The following is a 21,713-nucleotide window of genomic DNA, read 5'->3' on the forward strand; positions in this document are numbered from 1 at the left end:
TGGATGAGGAGGTCGGCCACACGCTGGAGGTGGTGGAGGCAAAGCTCGCGGCGGTGGAGCTCGAGTACCCGGGACCGCGGCTGCCCAAGGACGTGGGCGTGCTGGAGAAGTACCGCCCCTCCCTCGATGCTCCGCCGCCCGAGGCCCGGAGCAACCCGCGCTGGCTCGAGTACGTCGACTACTACGAGAGGCGCCTGAGCGAGGTGAAGGAGGGTACGGCCGCCGAGGGCCCCCTCAAGTGGGAGCCCTACGAGCGGATGCGCGGGTGGTTTGCCCGGGGGATGGCTTTCGAGCGCGACATGGTGAAGCTGCTCCGAGAGGACGCGAAGAAGCCTCGGGACGAGCGCCACTTCCTCGGGGACTTCGACCGGCCTCGCATTGAAACGCAGGTGGGCGTGCGGAAGCCGGGCCCTGGCCTGCGCTACGCGGATGTGCTCGTCATTGAGGAGGGCGAGCTCGGCGGGCGGCCACGCCGCGTAGAGACGTTCAGCTTCAAGAGCCGAGACCTCTCGGGGCTGGCGAGAGAGGCATTGACGGCACAACTCGTTGAGGACGCAAGCGAGGCCCTGAGCAACTACGGCGAGACGCTGGACATCCGCCGAAACTCCCTCCAGTCCCTTTTCCCGGGAGGCAGTGAGGTGCGCGTCTCGAGGGTGCACCTCATCTACGAGGGGGGCAGCCTCAAGCCCAAGAACGCAAACGACTTGAAGGCAGCTGTGAACGCAACCACGGGAAAGGTTCCGGGAGTGGAGGTGCTGATCCAATGAAGGTGCTGAAGTTTCACGGTGACAGGGACGAGGACTACCTCCGGCTATCTTTCAACGGTGCCTTCAGTCCACAAGAGGCACTGGGAAACGAGTTGGAGCCCTTTCTCCAGGTGCTTGAGGATTACGCCGACGGGTGGATGCCGGACGTCGTCAACGGCAAGCGCCAACGTAAATACTCCCGCGCCGCCGTCTGGAAGGCCCTAGAGGAACGGGGCCTCAATAGATACACATTCTGTGGGCTCGATCGCACGAAGTGGCCCGCGTTGGATATGTTTCTCGGTCTCTACCTGCCGCCTCTTCTGCCCAGACTGGACATCGCCATCAAGGTGAAGCCGCTCACCTTCTTCGCGGAGGCGGAGCGCTGTCACCAATTCGTGGAGATGGTACGCACCTGGGCCTGCCGCTATCCCGTCACACACGCGTGGGCCCACAGCAGTGATGACGCGCAGTTGGCGGACTTTCCGAGCTTCGGCCGCGACGATGAAACCCTGTTCAGAGACGGTTTCGACAGAATCTACGAGGTGTGCTGGCTCAACGTCTTCGGCCCCAAACTGGTGGAGACCGTGGGCCGCGAGCGCATGTTGTCTACGCCGGCCCACCGGGTGGAGGAACTCCCAAACGGCTCTGTCCTCCTGGTGACGTGGCCCACCGTGACGGATTTCGCCAGCGAGGAGGCACGGCGCGCACAGGCCCGCGCTCACGCCCACCTCCGGCCGGACCTCGAGTTCGATACCATTCTGCGCACCTTGCATGAGCGCAGCGCCATGCTCGCTCCCGTGGAGCCCCGCTTCCACCCGGACATGGCTCCGCTCCTCTCGCGCGTGGTGGACTGCGCCGCCAGTCACGAGCGCCAGCGGAGGATTGCCGAACTCAACGCGTGGCAACCACCCGAGCCCGAGGAGTGGTTGCCCGCTGCCGCGGCCCTGCCCTCGGATGTGGAGAATCCAGCGCGCGCTCTCCAGCAGTACAGCCTCCACGCGGAGCACCTCGTGGCACTGCTGCACTCGGAGGTGCCCTCCGTCTTCGAGGCGAAGCCCGAGTCCCTCACGGACGCCGACTTCTACTTCTGGCGGGAGGAGTTCCCGAAGAGTCGCCTACGGGAAACCATCGACGAGCACGCGGTGCCCGCCATTGGCGCGTACCTGGGCGAGGTGCTGGTGCGCAACCTGGGCGGCCGGTGGATTCCGCGCCAGAAGCTCGAGGAGACACAGGTGCTGGTGGGCAACCGCGCGTGGTTGCCCTTCGCCCGGGCGCGCCACTACATGCGCTCGCGACAGGCGCTGCTCGACTCTTCCCTCACTCAACTTTATCGCGTGGCCGAGCGGCACCGGGGCTGAAAACCAGTTGAACGACATGACGTTCGCCCAGTCGCGCACCGCGTATGCGCGCAGCGGCTCCGGAAATAAGCCCGCCCCTCCGGGCGGGCTGCTCCTCAGGCAGAGAGCAGCTCGCTCAGGGTGACGAAGCTGAAGCCCCGCTCGCGCAGCCGCGAGAGCAGGAGCGGGAGTTGCTGAAGGGTGTGCTCCCGGAGCGGCGAGCGCTCCCGGGGGCTGCCATCGTGGAGCGCCAGGATGCTCCCGGGCCGGGCCCGCTCCGCCAGGGCGAGCGCGCGCTTCGGAGTGAGGCGCCGGGCGCCATCTCGCGCGGCGAGGGTCCACGTGACGACCGTCATTCCCACACGGCGCGCGGCCTCGTGCACCGCCGGGTTGCGAATGCCGACGGCGGGCCGGTAGTAGCGCGCCCGCGCCCCCGTCACCTGGACGAGCACCTGCTGGCAGCGCTCGAGGTCTCCCTCCAGGCGCGAGGCACTGAAGAGGTCCCTCCCCGTGTCATGCCGGTAGGTGTGATTCTCCAGTTGGTGGCCCGCGTCGAGCAGCTCACGCGCCAGGGAGGCGTAACGCTCGAGCTCGCGGCCGATGCAGAAGAAGGTCGCCCGGGCCCCATGGCGCGCGAGCACCTCGGCGATGCGCGCGGTGTAGTGCGGGTGCGGCCCATCATCGAAGGTGAGCGCGACCGCGTTCTGTCGCGAGGGGCCCCTCCAGATACCGGGGCCGAAGAGCATCACCCTCGGGTGGAAGACACCCGTTGCCACCAGGCTCGCGGCGGAGACCGCGACGGAGGCGGCCCCGAAGAGGGAGGCATCAAGGAGCGACATGGCGCACCACCGTGAGCGCCTGCCCGCCGCCCAGGGACAGGCCGTGGAGCACACAGGCCGTACCGGGAGCCGCGGAGTGCAGGCGGAGGGCGGCGGCGACCAGCCGGAGCAGTCCCGCCGAGCCGTGGAATCCGAAGTGAGGCGTGTCCACCCAGCACTCCGAGGCAGCCACGGTATCGCCCAGCGCGGAGGCCTCGGCATCGAGGAGCCCGGCATGGGGAGCAGCGAGCGAGAACGCCACGCGCGAGCCCTCCACCGATAGCCCACGCCGGAGCAGCGGGGAGAACTGTTCGGAGCTGGCGAAGCGAAGCGCGGCGCTGGGGTGGCCCGTCAGGGTGCAGGACTCGACGCGCAGAGGGCCCGGCTCGCGCCCCAGGAGGACGGCGGCGGCCCCTTCTCCTGGCTCCAGCCGCTCGCGGTTGTCCTCCCCTTCCCCGGCGAGCACCCCGAAGGCGCGGTAGCCCGCATCGAGCGCGGCCACCCGCTCGTCGGCGGCGACGACCAACACCTTCTCCGCGCGCCCGGTCTCCAGCAACTCCAGTCCTACCTGGAGCGCCGTCTCGCCGGAGAGCTCCCGCGCGGTGACGGTGAGCGAGGGGCCCCGCAGGCCGAGCGTGATGGAGAGCTGCCCGGCCGGTGAGTGGTGCACGGACTGGTGGAAGGCCGTCGGGCTGCCAAACGCGGGCCCTCGGGTGGCCAGGCCCTCGAGGAAGTCCACCGTCGCGGTGAGGCCCCCGTACCCAGTGCCGAAAACGAGCGCCAGTGACTCCGAGACGGCGCTCGTGCCCAGGGCCTGGCGGGCGGCGGCCAGCGCCATGCGCTCGAGCCGGGGCAGGCGGCGGACCTTCGGATCTCCCCCATCGGGAATGGTCTCGACACGCGAAGGCCGCGACGGCACACCGGCCAACACCTGGGCGAGCGAGGCGCAGTCGGTTGCCCCCGGCGCCACGACACCCAACCCCAGAAGCGTGGCGCTCATGACTCGGACCTCGTCAGCACCAGCGCCGCGTTGTTGCCACCGAAGCCGAAGGAGTTGGACAGCGCCACCCGCAGCGGCGTGTCCACTCCGCCCGGAGGAACGTGCCGCACGCGGAACTGGGACTCGGGCTCACTCAGTCCCACGGTGGCGGGAGCATGGCTGGCCTGCATCGCCAGGACGCAGAAGACGGCCTCCATGGCCCCGGCGGCGCCGAGCGTGTGCCCGGTGGCGCCCTTCGTCGAGCTCACCAGCGGGCCCTCTCCGGGGAAGAGCGCCTCCAGGGCGAGGGCCTCCGCCTTGTCATTGGCGGGAGTCGCCGTGCCGTGGGCGTTGACGTAGTCGACGTCGGAGGGGGACAGGCCCGCGTCCGCGAGCGCCGCCTTCATGGCCGCGACGGCACCGAGGCCCTCCGGGTGCGGCGCGGTGATGTGGTACGCGTCGGCCGAGCAACCCCAGCCCGCGACGTATCCGAGAATCGAGGCACCGCGGCGCCGGGCATGCTCCTCGTTCTCCAGCAGGAGGAAAGCCGCGCCCTCGCCCAGGTTGAGGCCCTGGCGGTTGCGGTCGAACGGGCGGCACTGCGCGCTGGCGAGGAGCTTCAGCGAGTGGAAGCCGCAGTACGTCAGCCGGCAGAGCGAGTCCACCCCGCCCACCAGCGCCCAGGGTGCGCCGCGCATGATGCGGGAGGCGCCATGGCCGATGGCATTGGCGCTCGAGGAGCACGCGGTAGAGAAGGTGTGCCGCTCGGCGGACAGCCGGAGATCCGCCGAGAGCACGTCGGCAATGGTCCCCGCGGAGTGGTACCGCAAGAGCTCGCGCTCCTCGGCGCCGGCCTGCCCGCGGTGTTTCAGGTAGTGCTGCTCGGACTCCTGGATGCCGCCGGTGGTGGTCCCGATGGCGAGCACTCCCGGCTCCGCGAAGCCAGCACCGCCCATCGCCTGCCGCGCGGCGAGCAACGCCAGGGCCACGCTGCGCGAGCCATGGATGCCCTGGAGCAAGGCCTCATCGACCTGGCCCACCGGAGCGGGCGCCAGACCGGGGAGTGAGAACAAGGTCAGCGGCCCGAGCCCCGATCGGCCCGAGCGAAGGGCCTCGAGGTGCGCGGCGGCGCCGCTGCCCAGCCCCGAGACAATCCCCATCCCCGTGATGGCGACCCCGCGCATGGCTCAGCCCTTCGCCGCGGATCTCACGAAGGCGGCCAGGGTCGACACGGACTCGAAGTGCTGCCGGGCCGAGCCGTCGTTCTCGAAGCGCACCTTGAAGGTGAACTCGATGGCGGACAGCAGCTCGAGAGCGCTCAGCGAGTCGAGGCCCAGCGGGTTCGTGGGCGAGAAAAGGGGCTCCTCGTCGGCGATCGACTCGGGCTTCACGCCCTCCAGACGGAGCGTCGTGACGATGAGCTCCTTGATCTGCTGATTGAGTTGAGGATCCTGCTGCATGGCTCTTCCTGTGGCTGGAGGTTGGGACGGGGCCGTGGCTAGCTCAGCCCGCCATCAATGGAGAGGCATTGGCCGGTGATGTAGCTGGCCTCGTCGGCGCACAACATCCGGACCATGCCGGCGATCTCCTCGGGAGTCCCCGCCCGCTGCAAGGGCGTGCGGCGCACGAGCTCGGCCAGGCGCTCCTTGGGGACGTGGGCCGTCATCTCGGTCATCACCACGCCGGGAGAGACGGCGTTGACGGTGATGCCATAGCGCGCCACCTCGCGCGCCAGCGTCTTGGTGAGTCCAAGCACTCCGGCCTTGGCGGCGGCGTAGGCCACCTGCCCCTCGTTGCCGAGCAGCGCTGCCGGAGAGGAGAAGTTGATGATGCGCCCGAAGCGCCGGCGCACCATGGGCTTCACCGCCTGCTGACAGGTGAGGAAGGTGGAGCGGAGGTTGGCGCTGAGCACCGCGTCGAAGTCCGTCACGCTCAGGAACGCCAGGGGCGCATCGCGCGTGAGGCCCGCCGCGTTGACGAGGATGTCCGGCTCGCGCTCGGCCTGGGCCAGCCGGGTGAACAGCGCCGACACCGCCGGGGCCTCGGTCAGGTCCACCCGCTCGAAGTCCACGGTGAGACCACTCTCGGAGAACTCGCGGGCACAGGCCTCGCGGGCCGCGTCGTCGCCCCGGTACACGCAGGTGACGCGGTGGCCCTCCGTGGCGAGCCGTCGCGCGACGGCGCGGCCGATACCCTTGGTTCCACCGGTGACGAGTACGTTGCGAGGGGAGGCCGACATATGCGTGTCTGGGAATGCCGTGGAGGCGGGAGGGAAAGCTCTACCACCCAATGAGAGGCTCCGCCATGGCTCATCGAGACCCGGGACTGGCGAGCGAGAGCCTGGCCCAGTGCCCCTCATGCGAGGAGCCGGAGACCACCTGCGCGGTGCCCTCCGTCCCCGCTCGGGCCACGGCCGTGGCGAGGGAGAGCAGAGCGGCGGGGGGCGAGCACTCGGGGGCCGTACGCTCCGACGGGGCGAACCCCACCTCCCAGCGCTGAACCTGGGGCCAGGGAGCCCCCTCGGGCATGGCCTCGAGGAGGAAGAGCGCGAGGATGTCCTGCTCGGAGGCACCGCTGGCGCGGCGGCTGCCCAGCCGGGCGAGCTCCGCACCGCCACAGAGGCAGGCCCGCGAGCGGCCGGCGGCGATGTGGGCCGCGGCCCGGGCAACCGAGGCCAGTCCACTGATGCCCCCGGCGGTGACGGTGGCGAGCGCACCGCGCAGGCCGAGCGCGAGGGCGACCTCCGCGGGCGCAGCGGTGGCCAGGGTGTAGACGAACGTGGAGGGAGAACCGAATCCCTCGCCGCGCGTCTTCAGGCCCTCGAGGAAGTCCAGGTCGGCGGCGGCACAACCCGTCACCGTTCCCAGCAACAGGTCCACCTCGCGCGAGGGCGGAGCGGGAGGCACCCCACCCGTTGCCCCGGCACGCGCCGAGAAGAGCTGATGCGCGAGCTGGACGAGCGCGACGGCCTGGGTGTGCGGCCGGCGTGCACGCGGATGCACCTGGGCGAGCGCTGGGGCTTCGGGCCAGGAGGCCAGCTCGGGCCCGGGAGCCCCCGGCACGGGAGCGGCATTGGTCCACACGCCCCCAGGCGTCCACAGCGCGAACGCGCTCACTCCCACCGTCGTGCTCACCGCTCGACCCCCGGACGCCGCAGCACCAGCGCGGCGTTGATGCCACCAAACCCCGCGTTGGCGACGAGCGCCAGCGTCCCCTCGTCGGCCCGAGCCGTCCCAACCACGGCGGGGAGCGCGGCCGAGGGGTCCACCTGCTTCAGATTGGCGATGGGAGGAAGCACTCCGCGGTGCAGGGTCAAGGCGCAGACCGCGGCATCCAGCGCGCCCGCCGCGCCGAGCGTGTGCCCGGTCGAGCCCTTGATGCCACAAACAGGAACGGCGCGGCCCTCGAAGAGAGCGGCGTGCATCGCGGCCTCCATCCGGTCGTTGTGGAGGGTGGCCGTCCCGTGCGCGTGGTAGCGGCCCACCGCGCCCGCCTGGAGCCCCGCCCGCTCGAGCGCGCGCCGGCACGCAAGCGCGAGCCCAGCACCGGTGGGGTCCGGGGCCGTCTGATCAAAACCATCCGAGCTCGACCCAAACCCCTCGAGCAAGACAATGGGCGAGCGGCCCGCCCTGCGCGCGTGCTCGAGCGACTCCACGACCAGGACCGCGGCGCCCTCGCCCAGCGACAGCCCGGAGCGGGCGGCATCGAAGGGCGCGGCCGGAGCCGCGGACAGTGCCTTGAGGGCGTGAAAGCCTCGATAGACGAAGGGGTGGAGCGCCTCGGTGCCTCCGACGATGACCTCGTCACAGGTGCCTTCGTCGATCAACGCCAGCGCCTCGCCGAGCGCGACGGCACTGGAGGCACAGGCGGCGCCCACGGTGAGCACCGGGCCATTTGCCGCGCTCGCCAGGGCCAGGGAACGAGCCGGAGCTCCGAGGATGTCATCGGTGGGAACGCCCCCCGTCTCCCAACTCCGCACCGCGAGCTCGAGGGCGCCCTTGGTCGTCCCGACGACGACGCCCCGGCGCACGCCCGGGCGCGACACACGGCCCCGGAGCGCCTCGGCCGCGGCGGCCAACAGGAGGCGGGAGGCGCGATCCACGGCGGGCGGCTGGCGCAGATCCGCGGCGGCGGAGACGAGCGCTTCATCCGGGGGAGCTTCGGCGGCCAGCGAGCTGCACAGCCCCTCGGCGGAGAAGCGGGTCAGGGGGCGTATCGCGCTCCTGCCCTCGAGAATCGCGGACAGGAGCGGCTCGCAACCGAGCCCGTGTCCGGTGACTGCGCCGATGGAAGTAATGGCAACGGGCATGAAGACGGGCGGCATCTTATGGCCGAGAAGCACCTGATTGGGAAGACTCCGCCCCCTGGACGCGAGGACGAGTGACGCCCCGCTCGACTGCTTCCTGGATGAGGGACCTCACCCGCGAGGCGACCGCTTTGGGATCTCCCTCCACCCGCACCGGCTCGAGGATCTCCACGCGGAAGCGCCCGACGAAGCGGTAGAGGAAGCGGCCCTTGGCGATGACCTCGCCGGTGCCCGACACGCTGACGGGCAGCACCGGCACTCCGGCGCGCTGGGCCAGAGCGAAGGGCCCCTGCCCGAAACGGAGGACCCGGTCATCCCGCGAGCGGGTGCCCTCCGGGAACGCGAGGATGTTCGCACCGCGCTGGAGCCAGACCATGGACCGCGAGAGCACTCGCTGAGCGGCGCCCTCCTCACCCCGGCCGGCCTCGATGTGCCCCGTGAGCCGCAACTGGAGGCCAAGGATGGGCACCCAGAACAACGGCGGCTTCGCGATGAACTTGAAGGGAGGAAGCACGGCGAGCATCAGCGGGATGTCGGCGACGGACTGGTGGTTGGAACAGATGACGAAGGGGCCGGGGTGCTCGCGCAGCCGCTCCTCTCCCACCACCTCGATGACGATGCCGGGCATGGCCCAGAAGCTGCCTCGGGCCCAGAGCCGGTTCATGAAGTCCATCACCCGGCGGCGCGGGTCCGTCCAGGGATTGAAGGGGATGAACAGCACCACGCTGAGCAGCACGAGCACGGTTGCCCAGAGAGCAATCCACGTCCAGACCAGCACCGAGAGGAGCAACCGCACGCCAGCGCTCTCGGCCACCCCACCGGGCGTGCGGACACCCGGCTCCGGGGCTCCGAGCGAACCCCTACTTGGTATATAGCCTGCCACCGTGAATCTCCTTCTCTCGCTCCTGGTTGTCTCCGCCCTGCACAGTGCGCCCGCCGTTCCTCCGGAGCCAGTCCCGCGTGAGCTGACGGCCTTGAAAGCGTCGCTCGCACGGACGCAGAAGCTCTCCGCCCGATTCAAGCAGACGCGTCACTGGACCGCGCTCCAGGATGCGCTCGTGAGCGAGGGCTCCATTCAATACCAGAAGGGCGGCAAGCTCGTCTGGCATACCGAGCCCCCGGCCGAGAACGAGCTGATATTGGAGGGCAAAACAGTCACCATCCGCTACCCCGGCCTGGGTACCACGCAGACCCTCGACACGTCCGCCGACCCGGGCATGGCCAAGGTCTTCGAGTGCATCACCGCGGTGCTGCAAGCGGACCTGGAGCGGCTGCAGCCCCTGTTCGAGCTGTCCATCGAGCGCAAGGCACCCCTGGGTCTCGCGCTGAAGCCCCGGACGAAGGAGCTTTCGCAGGTGATTCAGGGAATCCGGCTGTCCTTCGATGAAAAACTACGCCTCACCCATATCGTGCTCGAGGAGTCGAGCGGCGACAGGACGGAGATCGACTTCCACGGTCACGTCATGGAGGAGTCGAAGTGAGCGCGCGCGCATCGTGGCTCGGCGCGGGCCTCCTCTGCCTCGCGCTGGTGGGATGTGCGCGGCCCGCCACCCTTCCTCCCACTCCGGTCGCTTCCGAGAAGACCTCCGCGGCGGAGGCCGAAGCAGCGCTCATCCAACTGCGAGCGCACGAGCCCGACAGCTTCAAGATGGTCCATCAGGTCATGGCGCAGTACCAGGGCCAGAGCCACGTGATGATGGGCTACATGCTGGGCCGGAAGGATGGGGCGTTCCGGGTCTCCGCGGTGGCGGCGATCGGCCCGAAGCTCTTCGATGTGTCGAAGGTGGATGGCCAGTGGCAGGCCCAGGTGCACCTGAAACAGCTCGCCGAGCGACTCGACCCACGGCACATGGGCCGCGCGGTGGAGCGCATCTACTTCACCACGGCCAGCGGGCCGCTGGAGCTGGAGCAGGGGCACTGGGTGTCCCGCTCCCCGGTGCCGGGCGAGGAGGACATCGACACGGTGGAGACCTGGCGCGACGTCGCGACGCTGGCCACGGTGCGCAAGCGCTTCTTCTTCCAGGGCAACCCCGTGCTCGACATCGACTACACGCAGCTCGAGCCCGTCGAGGGCCACTGGCTGGCGCGCCAGGTGCGGCTGGTGGACCAGCGTGGCTTCGAGCTCAAGGTGAACGTCACCGACTACAAGCCCGGCTTCCCTGTACCGCAGGACAAGCTGTCGGTGACGCCCACGCCGTGAGCTACTGCTGGGGAGCCGGCTGCGCAGGTGCGTCCGAAGCGGGGGCCTGCTGAGCAGGTGCGTCCGAAGCGGGAGCCTGCTGAGCAGGTGCAGCCGGAGCGGGAGCCTGTGGAGGAGGCGCAACCGGAGCGGGAGCCTGCTGAGCAGGTGCAGCCGGAGCGGGAGCCTGTGGAGGAGGCGCAGCCGGAGCGGGAGCCTGCTGAGCAGGTGCAACCGGAGCGGGAGCCTGCTGAGCAGGTGCAACCGGAGCGGGAGCCTGCTGCGGCGCCACGCCCGAGCACCTGCCACAGAGCGCGTCGGCGAAGCCCGGGGCCTCGAAGAGCTGGGCCGCGGCACGATCCATCGCGGCGCTGAAGGTCTCCTGGTAGTTCTCGGGACTGCCCGCGACGCCGTAGTTCTCGCCGATGCCGCTGACCCGCCCCGTCCAGCACGGCTGGGAGGAGCCGGGCAGAGTGAATGCCGACTCGAGGTCCACCCGTCCGGTGAACGACGAGTTGTAATACATCTTCTCCTCCAGGAAGAACTGGGTCACCGCCACGTCGAGCTTCGCCACACCGGAGCCCGCGGGCTGGTGGCCGGCGCGCCGGAAAGCGCGCTCGAGGCCCTTCTGGACGTAGGGGACCACGCCCTTCATCTGGATGGGATAGGTCTCATTGGGGGCCTCCTCGGAGAAGCGCTGGCCCACGATGATCGACGGCTCCTTCCGGCCCTCCGAGACGGCGACCTGGACGGGCCCCGCGCAGGTGGGCAGCGACATGGGCGGCAGGGTCTCCGAGGGACGGTAACTGGCCTCGAAAGCGGTCGCGCCCTGGCGGGATCCAGCGCAGGCGGCGACGGCACACAGCGGGAGCAGGGACAGGAAGGTACGACGCATCGGGTGCCTCCAGGACAGAGGCCCCGGCGAGCGCCGGGACCTCGGGTTCAGCTCGGGAGGCCGAGGAGCAATGAGGTGTTCACCCCCCCGAAGGCGAAGTTGTTGGACAGCACCCGCCGGACGGGACGCTCCTCGAGCTCACGAACGTGGCGCAATCCTTCGCATGCGGGGTCGAGGTCGTCGAGATTGAGGGTGGGCGCGATGAAGCCGTTGTTCATCATCAGCACACTGAAGGCGACCTCGAGCGCTCCGCACGCCGCCAGTGTGTGGCCGGTGAAACCTTTGGTGGAGGAGATGGGGATGTCACCGCCCACCACGTCGCCGGTGGCCTGCGCCTCGGTGGCATCGCCGAGCGGGGTGCCGGTGGCGTGGGCATTGATGTAATCCACATCGCTGGCACGCATCCCGGCCGACTCGAGGCAGGCCGCCATGGTCCGGGCCATTCCACTCCGGGCCGGAGCGGACATGTGCTCGGCATCACAGTGCGTGGCGAACCCGAGCACCTCTCCGAGGATGGGCACGCCACGCTTGAGCGCATGGGAGAGCTCCTCGAGGACGATGATGCCAGCGCCCTCGCCCACCACGAGCCCGTCACGCCGGCGGTCGAACGGGCGCGGAGTCGAGGACGGGCTCTCGTTGAAGGCGCGGGAGGTGCCGCCGAGGATGTCGAAGGTGGCGGCGGTGGTGACGTGGAGCTCCTCGGAGCCGCCGCACAGCATCAGGTCCTGGTAACCATCGCGGATGGTCTCGTAGCTCTGGCCGATGGCCTGACTACTCGACGCGCACGCCGCCGCGGGGGCCCAGACGCGGCCCGTCACCTTGAACATCAGCGCGAGGTTGGCGGCCGCGGAGTGGCTCATCAACTGGAGGAACGTGGTGGACTTGAGAGCGCGGACCCCTTCGGTGCGCATCGTCTCGAAGAACATCTCGGTGGCGAGGGGGCTGCCCACCGTCTGGCCCACGGAGATGCCGGCGCGTCCGGAGCGCAGCAACTCCCTGTCCACGCGCGCATGGGCCAGGGCCTGCTCGGCGGCGGCCGCGGCGAGCAGCGCCACCCGCCCCATCGAGCGCCGGGACTCGCGGGGAATGGACTTCTCATCCAGGCCCTCCACCGTGGCGCCCACGCGCGTGTGCAGGTCCTTCCAGGCATTCCAGGCCGGCATGTTCCGCACGCCGGAGCGCCCCTCTCGGAGGGACGCCAGCACGCGCTCGGGACTGTTGCCAATGGGGCTCAACATCCCCATGCCAGTGATGACGACTCGTCGCGGCTTCATGACTGGGCGACCTTCTTGAAGAGGTAATCGAAACCGAGCAGGAGCCCGCAGGTGATGAAGGCACTGATGGTCACGCCAACCACGCCGGGCAGCAGGACATTCTGGCCGGTGAACATCAGGTTGGGGATGCGGGTGCGCGGCTGCAGGGCGTACTTGCCCCACTGGTCGAGCGCGTGGTCCACGCCGTAGATGGCACCCCGAGGGGCCCCGGTGTAGTCGCGGTGGGTCAGCGGAGTGGAGACCTCCACCCGCTTGAGCTTGCCGGCCAGGTCGGGAACAAGCGCCTCCACGCACGCCTGGAGCTCCTGTCCGAGCTGCTCCTTGAATTCGTTGTACTCCTCGCCGCGCTTGCCGGTCTGCGTCTGCTCGAACCGCGCCACCTCTTCGTAGGCCATGAGCCCCAGGCAGAGGACGACGCGAGGGCCGCTCCAGTCGGAGTCCCGATCGCCCGGGAAGCTCAGGAACATCGCCTTGGGTCCCTTGCGCCCGGCCCCGAAGACGGCGCTGCGGTACACCTCGTCGAGGTCCTCGGTGGGGAAGCTGTAGATGTTGTGGAGGCGCGGAACGGAGCGGTCCTCGGTGGTGAAGAAGCCGCCGATGCAGGAGACGCCCTCGCGCAGGCTCTCCACGCGGTGCACGTAGGCCGGGCGCAGCACCCCTTCGGGCAGCAGCTTGAGGGTGGCCTTGGGATGCGCGTTGGAGATGAAGTGGCGGCCCCGGAGCACCTCGCCGGTGTGCAGCGTCGCCGCGGACACGCTCCCGTCCTCCATCTGGAGACCTGTCACCCGCGTCCGGGTGCGCACCACGCCGCCTTGGGCGCGAATCGCATCCACCATCGCCTTGGCCAGCGCATCTCCTCCGCCGCGGATGCCCGAGGCCCCCTGGAGCATGGAGTCGATCACCAGGGCGTGGGCCTCGAGCGGCGTGCGCTCCGGCGGTGTGCCATAGAGCAGGCCCTGGCCGCTGACCGCGGCCTTGAGGCGCGAGCTCATGGAGAGACTCTCCAGGAAACCGCCCAGCGACACGTTGCTGTAGTTGCCCAGGGTCATCTCGGGCGTCTGGAAGGAGTGGCCCGCGCTGCTGCGGCAGATCTCCTGGCAGACCGCGGCGTAGCGCTCGATGGCGGCGCGCTCGCCGGGGAAGGTCTCCAACAGCCGCTGCACGAGCGGCCCCCAGCCGTTGGGCACACGGAAGGAGAACTCGGGATAGTGCAGCACGTCGAACCCGTCCGGATCCAACGGCTGGAAGGTGAGCTTGTCGTAGACGCCCATGAAGCGCAGGTAGCGCGTGAGCGTTCCGTCTGGCCCGACTCCTCCCAGGTAATGGAAGCCCGTCTCGAAGGGGACGCGCTTGCGGAAGAAGCGGTGGAGGCACCCGCCTGGCCGGTAGTGCTGCTCCAGGACGCAGACCTTGAAGCCCTCCTTGGCGAGCACCAGCGCGGCGGACAGCCCGCCCATGCCGGAGCCAATCACCACCACATCGAAGGCATCGGGCGCCAGGTTTGCCGCGGGACGGAAGTCACCGGGTCTCAACATGACGTGGCTCCGGTGCTCACCCGAGCACCTTGCCAGGCTCACCCGAGTAGCCGCTGAGCGTGGCATCGGCGATGCGGCGGGTCCCCGCGCGCACCTTGCCGTGGCCCGTCAGCATCCCGAACCGCTCCTCGCCAATCTGCACCTCGAAGGTGACCTCGCACCCGGGCTCGACGATGGAGCGGAAGCGGGCCTTCTCGATGCCCACGAGGAACACGCGCTGGGCGACCCGGTTCTGCAGCGCGAAGTACGCCATCGTCTGCGCGAGCCCCTCCACCAGCAGCACGCCCGGAACGACGGGGTGCTCGGGGAAGTGCCCGCGGAAGAAGTGCTCATCGGCGCGGAACGTCCGCACCGCCACGATGTGCCGCTCGCCCATGTCCACCACCCGGTCGATGAGCAGGAAGGGCTCTCGGTGGGGGAGGACGGACTCGACGGAAGGATAGGAACGGGAAGGAGGAGCGTCGGACAACGTTCAATCCACCGCCCGGAGGACCACCGATGCATTGGTGCCTCCGAAGCCGAAAGAGTTCTTCAACACCGTCCTGGGACGCTGCGACAGCGCGGCCACCGGCAGGTTCAGCGCGGCCGCGGCCTCGTCCGGCGTCTCCAGGTGCGGGTTTCCCGCCATGAAGCCATCGCGCATCATCAGCAGGCAGTAGACGACCTCGCTCGCGCCAGCCATCCAGCACTCGTGGCCGGTGATGCCCTTGGTCGAGGACACCGGAACATCCCGGCCGCCGAAGACGCGGTGGATGGCCTTCGCCTCGACCGCATCCCCCACGGGCGTGGAGGTGGCGTGCGCGTGCACGTACTCCACCTCGGCGGGGTGCACGCGCGCCTGGCGCAGCGCCTGCTCCATGGCCCGCACCGCACCGGACCCGGTCGGGTTCGTCAGGTGCTCGCCATCACAGCTGAAGGAGTAGCCGAGCACCTCGGCATGGATGCGCGCCCCGCGGGCCCGCGCCGAGTCGATGGACTCCACCACGAGCGCGGCGCCACCACCGGAGGGGACCAGACCGTCACGCTTGGAGTCGAAGGGACGCGAGGCGCGAGCCGCATCGGACTCGTGGGTGGAGAGCGCGCCGAGCGCATCGAACGCGGCCATGCCCTGCCACGATGTCTCCTGGGCGCCGCCGCAGATGACCAGGTCCTGGGAGCCGGTGGCCACGAGCATCGCCGCCTGTCCGAGCGCGTGCAGCCCGCTGGCGCACGCCGCCGACAGCGACCAGCACGCCCCCTGGATGCCGAGCATCGTGGCCAGGTTCATGGTGACGGTGGAGTTCATCACCTTGATGATGTGGCCACTGCCGAGCGCGGAGGTGCGGCCGGCCTGCTTCAGCTCGTTGAAGAGCACCTCGGATGCCTGGCAGGTGGAGTCATTGCCAAAGATGACGCCCACCTCGGGCCGCGCGAGCGAGCCCGCATCAATGCCCGCATCCGCCAGGGCATCCAGTGCCGCGGCGCACCCGTAGGCCGCCGCCTCGCCCATGGTTCTCCGGGCCTTGCGATCGAACCGCTGGGTCGCGTCGAAGCCGCGCACCAGCCCCGTCAGGCTGGAGCGGAACCCGAGCTCCTTGCGGATGGGATCAATGCCAATCCCCGAGCGACCCTCGCGCAATGACTGGCTGATCTCACCAAGACTCGTCCCGAGGCAGGAGATGGCCCCCATGCCAGTGATGACCACGCGCTTCATGGACTCAAGCCCCTCTCGGTGCCCCCACTACGACATCCACATTCCACCGTTGACGCCTATCACCTGACCCGTGACATAGCCCGCCTCGTCCGAGCAGAGATAGCGAATGACATGGGCGACCTCGCTGGGACGGCCCACCCTGCCCACCGGTACCATGGACATCAACTCTTTCACGGGTGCACCCTCGAGCATTTCCGTCTCGACGAGCCCCGGGGCCACGACATTCACGGTGATGCCTCGCGGCGCCAGTTCCAGCGCCAGCGAACGGGCCGCGGCGATGAGGGCTCCCTTGGTGGCCGCATAGGCGACCTGCCCCGGGTTGCCCCGCTGGGCCGCCACCGAGGACAGCAGCACGATGCGGCCCTTGCGCTGGCGCAGCATGGCCTTGACCATGGGCCGGGCTACCGCGAAGAAACCTCCGAGGTTGGTGCCAATCACCTCATCCCACTCGGCGTCGCCCGTCAGCGCGAAGAGCCCGTTGCGGGTGATGCCCGCGTTGAGCACCAGCGCGTCCGGCGTCCCCTGCTCCTCGATGAGCCGGCGCGTCTCCTCGTGCGCCTGCTGCCGCTGGGCGAGATCGAATCCGACGAGGAGGGGCTCGGGCCCGCCCGCCGCTACAATCTCCCGCGCCACCTGCCGCGCCGCCTCTTCCCTGTTCCGGTAGTGCAGCCAGACACGAAAGCCGTCAGCGCCCAGGGCCATCGCCGCTGCGGCTCCGATACCCCGGCTCGCTCCTGTGATGAGAACCTGCTTCACACCTGTGTCTCTCGCCCGCGGGCGCTACGGCCCGGACAGAATGTTTGGAGCGTAACACACCGTCCAGGGACAACCAATCGCGAGATGGACGGCTGCCTGGCCATGGAGCGGGAAGGCCCCCGTCATCATGGGGATTGACCGCTCTCGCGGAGGGCTGTAGCGAGTGGGGCACTCATGGAGAACGCCACCGCGGCCGCCAAGGCCATTCAGGTTGTCAACGAAACCCTCATCAACGAATTCGAGCTGGAGCCCGCGACGGTCGTCCCCGAAGCGCGGATGCGCGAGGACCTCGGCCTCGACAGCCTCGACGCGGTGGACCTGGTCGTCGCGCTGGAGAAGGCGCTGAAGGTTCAGATTCCCGAGACCGTGGCGCGCGAGATGCGCACCGTCGGGGATGTGCACCAGTACATCGTGAAGGCTGCCGCCGAGCGCGGCCAGTAGACTCGTCGTCCCCAGGGGGTCTGCACCATGCAGGCTCGGTCGTCCATGAAGAGGCCGAGGTCCGGTGCGCTGCGGGCGTGCCTGGCCTCGTGGGTGGTGTTGCTCGCCGGGCTGTGGGCGCTCCCCTCACGGGGCCAGTCCACCGAGCCCGCGGCGGCGCCCACCCCCACGGTCGTCCCACCACGGGCCAGTTGTCCCGCCCCTCCGCGCTACCCGGAGAGCGAGCGCGCCTCCGCCCGCGAAGGGCAGGTGGTGCTCCACGTTCTGCTGAATGAAGCGGGCGAGGCCCAGGAGCACACCGTTGCCCGAGGCATGGGCAGCCCCTTCGACGAGGCCGCGCTCGAGGCGGCCAAGGCCTGCACCTTCACCCCCGGCACCCTGGACGGCAAGCCCGTCACGATGGTGGTGGAGCTCTCGGTGGACTTCGCCCCACCGCCGCCGCGCGTCCGGCTCGGAGGCGAGGTTGTCGGAGAGCAAGGCGAGCCGCTCGAGGGCGCGTCCGTCGGCGTGATGGCGGACCATGCCACCACGGATGCACAAGGGCATTTCGAGCTCGAGCTCGAGCCGTCCCCCACCGGTGAGCTCCAGGTCCTGGTGCAGAAACCGGGCTTCTTTCCCGGAGTCTTCGCGGAGCAGCTCGCACCGGGCGAGCAGCGGCAGGTGCACTACGCGCTGACGCCCGAGCGCATCCTGGAGACGCGGGTGGAGGATCGCCGGCTGCTGCCCGAGCCGCCCAAGGTGGACAACACACCGCAGGTGAGCCGCTTCCACATCACCGCGGCGGACATCGACCGGACGCCCGGGGCCATGGAGGACGTCTCGCGCGTCGTGCAGAGCCTCCCGGGCGTGGTGGCGGATCCGGACCTGCTGGCCACGTTCTTCGTCCGCGGCGGAGGACCCAACGAGGTCGTCTTCTACCTGGACGGCGTCCCGCTCTCGAATCCCTATCATCTGGGCGGCTTCGCCAGCCTCTTCAACCCGATGATGATTGAGGCGGCGGACTTCTACGCCGGCAGCGCGCCCGGGCGCTATGAGCCCGCGCTCTCGGGAGTGCTGGACATCACCTACGCCACGGGCGAGACGTCGAAGCTCAAGGCGTGGGCGGACCTCTCGGTGCAGACCGCCAAGCTGAGAGTGGACACGCCCACGGGCATCGACGGGCTCTCCGTGTCGTTGGCCGCGCGCCGCAGCTTCTTCGAGCTGTACTTCGTGGGGCTCCGGGCCCTGAAGATCGCCGGCCGCAACTACGTGGCACCGGACGTCAACGAGTACATGGCCCGCGTGCACTACCGCCGCGGGCGGCACGAGGTGACGGCCTCGCTGCTCCACGCCTCGGACGGCTTCTCGTTCCTGGTGTCTCCGGGGGAGCAGCTCCTCGTCAACTTCGCCGGAGGTCTGGAGCTGTCGAACACCGTCCAGATCGCCATGCTGAAGGAGCGCACGGACCTCGGGGACGACAGCGAGCTGTCCTTCACCCTCGCGCTCTCGCGAGACCTCAACCATACCTCGCTCAGCGGCGACTCGGCCTACAGCCAGGACGCCGGGAAGACCGAGCTCTTCGCCCAGTCCGCGCTCCAGCTCAAACTCTCCGAGCACCACCGCTCGCGAGTGGGATTGCAGTTCACCCGGCGCGACCAGAACTTCAACGGACAGGTGACGGACACCCGGGGCATGGCCCCCTGGTCCGCGCAGCCCTTCGTCGACACGGGCCTGGGCAACCTGGACGTCCGCCCCAGCATCCTGCGCAACGTCCTGGCCGCCTACGCCGAGCACCGCTACCAGCCCGGCGAGACGACCCAGCTCGATGGGAGTGCCCGCCTTCAGCTGGACCTGTCCTCGTCGCAGTGGACGTACTCGCTCCACGCCGGCATCTCCCAGCAACTGCCGACCGCGACCGTCCTCAAGGCCTCGGCGGGCCTGACGACCCAGTACCAGTCCAGCCCCCTGCTGATGGATGAGACCTATGGCAATCCGGCCCTGGCTCCCGAGCGCGCGGCCCATCTCATCGTCGGGCTGGAGCAGCCCCTGCCCTTCCAGGCGCTGGTGCGGCTCGAGGGGTACGGCAAGTGGTTCTCCTCGCTGACGGTCAACCCGGACACTTCCCAGGGAGTGCAGGAGCGCCTGAGCGCGGGCCTGCCGGTGTTCGACAGCACGGGGACCGGCTTCGCTCGCGGAATGGACCTGATGCTGCTCGGGCGCACCTCGCGTCTGTCCTATGGCGCGGCGATGGGGCTGACCTTCTCGGACCGCTACAACCCTCTGGCGAGCGGCCCCAAGAACTACCGCGCACCGTGGGATCAGCGCTTCACCGCCTCGGCGAACGTCTCGTATACGCCGGGCAATGATTGGATCCTCTCGGGACGGGTGTCCTTCCACACGGGGCGCCCCTACACGCCCGTCGAGGGCTTCGTCATGGATACGGCGAACGGGCGCTACCTGCCCGTCTTCGGGGCGACCAACAGCGCGCAGTACCCGAACTTCCTGGAGGGCTCGGTGCGCGTCGAGCGGCGCTTCAACATGGGCCCGCTGCGGGGCGCCTGGTACGCCGAGGTCCTCAACGTGACCAACGCGCAGAACGTCTACGCCTACCTCTACGACACGGGCACTCCGAACGAGGGCGTGCTGCCGGTGCAGTCGGAGTTCAACCACCTCCCCATCCGGCCGTTCCTCGGGCTCCGGGCGGACTACTGAGGCGGGCGCATCCGAGGATGCGCCCCAGGAGGAGGACTCCGCTCAGGCCCGGAGCGTCCGGCCGAACAGCTCGAGCAGCTTGCTCCAGTGCCGCTCGGAGGCGTCCTTGTCGTAGACGGCCGAGCCCTCCACCGCGAAGCCGTGGCGTGCTCCTGTGTAGAGCTCGGATTGATGTTTGACGCCGGCCGTCTTCAGGGCCGTCTCCAGTTGGGCGATCGCCTCGGCCGGCATGGAGGCGTCCTGGTCCGCATGAGCGAAATAGAGCTCGCCCTTCACCTTGCCCACCACTCGGTGGGGGCTGTCGGGCGCGTCCGTGGCCAGGCGTCCGCCATGGAACGAGGCCGCCGCGGCGATCCGCTCGGGAAAATCAGCGGCGAAGCGCACCACCATGGAGCCGCCCATGCAGTAGCCCACCACGCCGACCCGAGACCCCTTCTTCACCTTCGCGTGCCCGGCGAGGAAGTCGAGCTCGGCGGCGGCGTCGGCCTTGACCCGCTCGGGCGTCAGCGACCCGATGAGCCCGTAGATGCGCTTGCGCCCTTCCTCGCTCGAGAAAGAGCCCTCGAGATTGGGCAGCGGCGCGCGGCCCTCCCGGTAGTAGACGTTCGGCAGCAGGACGACATACCCCGCCGCCACCAGCCGGTTCGCCATCGCCTCGAACACGGGACGAATCCCAAAGGCATCCGTCAGCAGGATGACCGCTGGCCACTGCCCCTGTCCGTCCGGATGGAACAGCTTCGCGTCCATCGTCCCTTCACGGGTCTTCAGCTCGACGTCTTGCACGGCCATCGGCGACCTCCGGAGTGATGGGCTCGCGGGCAGAGGGTGTCCCACGCCGCGCGAGCCCCTACGGTTGTGCCGACCGGACTTATTGCATCGAGCGGACCCTTTCCAGGGTCTGGCCTACACGACTGCTCACGTGCGTTGACGTTCCCGCGGAGGTAACACCCGCACTCACCCTGTACGTCCTCTCCACGGGGCCTGTCCATGCCCGGAAGGACCACCGCGAGAGCGACGGATGGCACTCCGCCAGCGTCTCCGCTCGCCCCGCCCACTCCTCCCTCGACTCCGAGCACAGGCGCCAGAATGCAGTGGCCGAGTACGCTTCGTTTCGCACCGGTCCCTCACCGCACGATGAAGTCGAATCGCTCCACGGCCGCCTTGAGTTCCTCCAGCGTCGTTCCAGAGCGCTTCGCCTCTGCCGGCGCGTAGAAGGACAACGCGACCCTATCAGGCCGCTCCTTTCGCGGACCCTCGAGGATGACCGGGAAGAAATCGCCCGGCCAGGACACACTCATCAGTTCCGGTCCGTGCTTGAGCGGGTCCAGGATGGTGAAGCAGGGCCACTTCGGGAGCTGAATTGTCCGCATGTCGCAGCCGTGGAAACTGCACAGGTCCAGCCGGGCCTCGGAGAAATCGCAATTCGCAATCCCCCCGTGTTCCCACCAGGTGTCGACTCCCACTCGCTGCCCGAACCCCACGCTTGAATAGCGGCCCTTAAACCGGCAGCCCTCAAAGCGCATGCGCGTCCACCACAGGTCCTCGACCTGCCGCTTTGCCTCAATGGTGCAATCGAGCATCGTCCCCCACATGGGCACGAATTGCCGTCGGCCAATGCCGATAACGACCGTACAGCTCCGCAGCGTGAGGTTGGGCCCGAGCCAGTAGCTGGCCTCCTTGTCGGTCAGCTCCAGCCGCTCGCCTTCAATCTCGCGGTTCTCGTAGCGGATATTCGGACTCACGCGCACCTCAGAAGAAGATCATACGGAAGAAGGTGCTCGTCATCCGCCGTCCGTGAAGCTCGAAGTTCGATTCGGTCCCGGACAGGATCTCATAGTGGTACTTCTGCCCTGTTGGCCCCACCACGTCGACGCCCCGGCCTCTCCAGTCCAGCTCAGGGAAGAGCAGCTTAAGCTCCTCTTCCACCCACCGCCCTCTAAGTAGGTAGGCAAAAGTTCCTGACACAATAGCGCGGCGGGGCCTACGGTGTGCCGATGAGGAAGGCACTGGGCCCCGCCCAGCGGGGGCTGACCAGGTACGACCGCGTCCGGCTCCAGCGAGCA

The 21,713-nt window shown here is 69.1% G+C and carries 22 protein-coding genes and 1 pseudogene; 6 read left to right on the top strand and 17 right to left on the bottom strand.

Annotated features, from left to right (window positions below; genetic code table 11):
• Together DAT35_RS57080 and DAT35_RS57085 are read left to right on the top strand one after the other, a co-directional pair.
• Positions 1 to 767, top strand: a pseudogene (locus tag DAT35_RS57080) (hypothetical protein); the annotation flags it as partial.
• Positions 764 to 2,104, top strand: coding sequence for a hypothetical protein (locus DAT35_RS57085; protein ID WP_108077878.1), 1,341 nt, complete (start codon positions 764 to 766; stop codon positions 2,102 to 2,104). The pseudogene DAT35_RS57080 and the gene DAT35_RS57085, both read left to right, overlap by 4 nt.
• A 95-nt stretch (positions 2,105 to 2,199) precedes the next feature.
• Here DAT35_RS57085 and DAT35_RS57090 read toward each other — a convergent pair whose 3' ends face one another.
• The 8 genes from DAT35_RS57090 to DAT35_RS57125 all read right to left on the bottom strand — a co-directional run bounded on the left by DAT35_RS57090 (position 2,200) and on the right by DAT35_RS57125 (position 8,982).
• Entirely contained in the window at positions 2,200 to 2,922 is a 723-nt protein-coding gene (locus DAT35_RS57090; protein ID WP_158502448.1) for a polysaccharide deacetylase family protein, read from the bottom strand.
• The gene (locus DAT35_RS57095; protein WP_108077880.1) at positions 2,909 to 3,901 is read right to left on the bottom strand and encodes a beta-ketoacyl synthase chain length factor; all 993 of its coding nucleotides are present in this window, start codon (positions 3,899 to 3,901) and stop codon (positions 2,909 to 2,911) included. The genes DAT35_RS57090 and DAT35_RS57095 overlap by 14 nt, the downstream gene beginning before the upstream one ends.
• Complete coding sequence (locus DAT35_RS57100) at positions 3,898 to 5,064, bottom strand: beta-ketoacyl-[acyl-carrier-protein] synthase family protein (RefSeq protein ID WP_108077881.1); 1,167 nt, start codon at positions 5,062 to 5,064, stop codon at positions 3,898 to 3,900. Before DAT35_RS57100 ends, DAT35_RS57095 begins: the two co-directional genes overlap by 4 nt.
• Before the next feature lie 3 nt (positions 5,065 to 5,067).
• Positions 5,068 to 5,340 (bottom strand): phosphopantetheine-binding protein, encoded by a 273-nt coding sequence (locus tag DAT35_RS57105; RefSeq protein ID WP_108077882.1) that lies wholly within the window; start codon positions 5,338 to 5,340, stop codon positions 5,068 to 5,070.
• 38 nt (positions 5,341 to 5,378) lie between these two features.
• Positions 5,379 to 6,119, bottom strand: coding sequence for an SDR family NAD(P)-dependent oxidoreductase (locus DAT35_RS57110; RefSeq protein WP_158502450.1), 741 nt, complete (start codon positions 6,117 to 6,119; stop codon positions 5,379 to 5,381).
• Between the two features lie 70 nt (positions 6,120 to 6,189).
• Complete coding sequence (locus tag DAT35_RS57115) at positions 6,190 to 7,014, bottom strand: beta-ketoacyl synthase N-terminal-like domain-containing protein (protein ID WP_158502452.1); 825 nt, start codon at positions 7,012 to 7,014, stop codon at positions 6,190 to 6,192.
• Positions 7,011 to 8,189, bottom strand: a complete 1,179-nt coding sequence (locus tag DAT35_RS57120) for a beta-ketoacyl synthase N-terminal-like domain-containing protein (RefSeq protein ID WP_158502454.1) — start codon at positions 8,187 to 8,189, stop codon at positions 7,011 to 7,013. Before DAT35_RS57120 ends, DAT35_RS57115 begins: the two co-directional genes overlap by 4 nt.
• Before the next feature lie 16 nt (positions 8,190 to 8,205).
• The gene (locus DAT35_RS57125; RefSeq protein ID WP_158502456.1) at positions 8,206 to 8,982 is read right to left on the bottom strand and encodes a 1-acyl-sn-glycerol-3-phosphate acyltransferase; all 777 of its coding nucleotides are present in this window, start codon (positions 8,980 to 8,982) and stop codon (positions 8,206 to 8,208) included.
• A 178-nt stretch (positions 8,983 to 9,160) separates the two neighbouring features.
• Here DAT35_RS57125 and DAT35_RS57130 point away from each other — a divergent pair, with 178 nt between their 5' ends.
• Positions 9,161 to 9,667: an outer membrane lipoprotein carrier protein LolA gene (locus tag DAT35_RS57130; protein ID WP_158502458.1), complete on the top strand. Its 507-nt coding sequence runs from the start codon at positions 9,161 to 9,163 to the stop codon at positions 9,665 to 9,667.
• The gene (locus DAT35_RS57135; protein WP_108077888.1) at positions 9,664 to 10,386 is read left to right on the top strand and encodes a hypothetical protein; all 723 of its coding nucleotides are present in this window, start codon (positions 9,664 to 9,666) and stop codon (positions 10,384 to 10,386) included. Before DAT35_RS57130 ends, DAT35_RS57135 begins: the two co-directional genes overlap by 4 nt.
• A gap of 1 nt (position 10,387) precedes the next feature.
• Here DAT35_RS57135 and DAT35_RS60385 read toward each other — a convergent pair whose 3' ends face one another.
• The 6 genes from DAT35_RS60385 to fabG are packed head-to-tail and all read right to left on the bottom strand — an operon-like array spanning position 10,388 to position 16,518.
• Positions 10,388 to 11,260 (bottom strand): hypothetical protein, encoded by an 873-nt coding sequence (locus DAT35_RS60385; protein ID WP_199243325.1) that lies wholly within the window; start codon positions 11,258 to 11,260, stop codon positions 10,388 to 10,390.
• A gap of 47 nt (positions 11,261 to 11,307) precedes the next feature.
• Positions 11,308 to 12,534 (bottom strand): beta-ketoacyl synthase, encoded by a 1,227-nt coding sequence (locus DAT35_RS57145; RefSeq protein ID WP_108077889.1) that lies wholly within the window; start codon positions 12,532 to 12,534, stop codon positions 11,308 to 11,310.
• Complete coding sequence (locus DAT35_RS57150) at positions 12,531 to 14,069, bottom strand: NAD(P)/FAD-dependent oxidoreductase (protein ID WP_158502460.1); 1,539 nt, start codon at positions 14,067 to 14,069, stop codon at positions 12,531 to 12,533. Before DAT35_RS57150 ends, DAT35_RS57145 begins: the two co-directional genes overlap by 4 nt.
• Positions 14,070 to 14,085: 16 nt before the next feature.
• Positions 14,086 to 14,538 carry a 3-hydroxyacyl-ACP dehydratase FabZ gene (gene fabZ, locus DAT35_RS57155; RefSeq protein ID WP_108077891.1) on the bottom strand — a complete coding sequence of 151 codons (453 nt, stop codon included), beginning with the start codon at positions 14,536 to 14,538 and terminating at the stop codon, positions 14,086 to 14,088.
• 3 nt (positions 14,539 to 14,541) lie between these two features.
• A complete protein-coding gene (locus DAT35_RS57160) occupies positions 14,542 to 15,762 on the bottom strand; it encodes a beta-ketoacyl synthase (RefSeq protein WP_108077892.1) in 1,221 nt (406 codons plus the stop codon).
• Between the two features lie 27 nt (positions 15,763 to 15,789).
• Positions 15,790 to 16,518: a 3-oxoacyl-ACP reductase FabG gene (gene fabG / locus DAT35_RS57165; protein ID WP_108077893.1), complete on the bottom strand. Its 729-nt coding sequence runs from the start codon at positions 16,516 to 16,518 to the stop codon at positions 15,790 to 15,792.
• A 174-nt stretch (positions 16,519 to 16,692) separates the two neighbouring features.
• Between fabG and DAT35_RS57170 the strand changes: the two genes are divergently transcribed.
• Both DAT35_RS57170 and DAT35_RS57175 read left to right on the top strand, forming a co-directional pair.
• Positions 16,693 to 16,959: an acyl carrier protein gene (locus tag DAT35_RS57170; protein ID WP_108077894.1), complete on the top strand. Its 267-nt coding sequence runs from the start codon at positions 16,693 to 16,695 to the stop codon at positions 16,957 to 16,959.
• 45 nt (positions 16,960 to 17,004) lie between these two features.
• Positions 17,005 to 19,650: a TonB family protein gene (locus DAT35_RS57175; RefSeq protein ID WP_158502462.1), complete on the top strand. Its 2,646-nt coding sequence runs from the start codon at positions 17,005 to 17,007 to the stop codon at positions 19,648 to 19,650.
• Positions 19,651 to 19,692: 42 nt separating this feature from the next.
• Here DAT35_RS57175 and DAT35_RS57180 read toward each other — a convergent pair whose 3' ends face one another.
• From DAT35_RS57180 to DAT35_RS57190, 3 genes are all read right to left on the bottom strand, one after another.
• Positions 19,693 to 20,439 carry a dienelactone hydrolase family protein gene (locus tag DAT35_RS57180; RefSeq protein WP_108077896.1) on the bottom strand — a complete coding sequence of 249 codons (747 nt, stop codon included), beginning with the start codon at positions 20,437 to 20,439 and terminating at the stop codon, positions 19,693 to 19,695.
• 335 nt (positions 20,440 to 20,774) lie between these two features.
• Entirely contained in the window at positions 20,775 to 21,392 is a 618-nt protein-coding gene (locus DAT35_RS57185; protein WP_108077897.1) for a hypothetical protein, read from the bottom strand.
• Between the two features lie 7 nt (positions 21,393 to 21,399).
• Entirely contained in the window at positions 21,400 to 21,576 is a 177-nt protein-coding gene (locus DAT35_RS57190) for a hypothetical protein (RefSeq protein WP_233262315.1), read from the bottom strand.
• Positions 21,577 to 21,713: the final 137 nt, after the last annotated feature.

Origin of the sequence: Vitiosangium sp. GDMCC 1.1324 (assembly GCF_003044305.1) — a bacterium.
GTDB lineage: Bacteria > Myxococcota > Myxococcia > Myxococcales > Myxococcaceae > Archangium.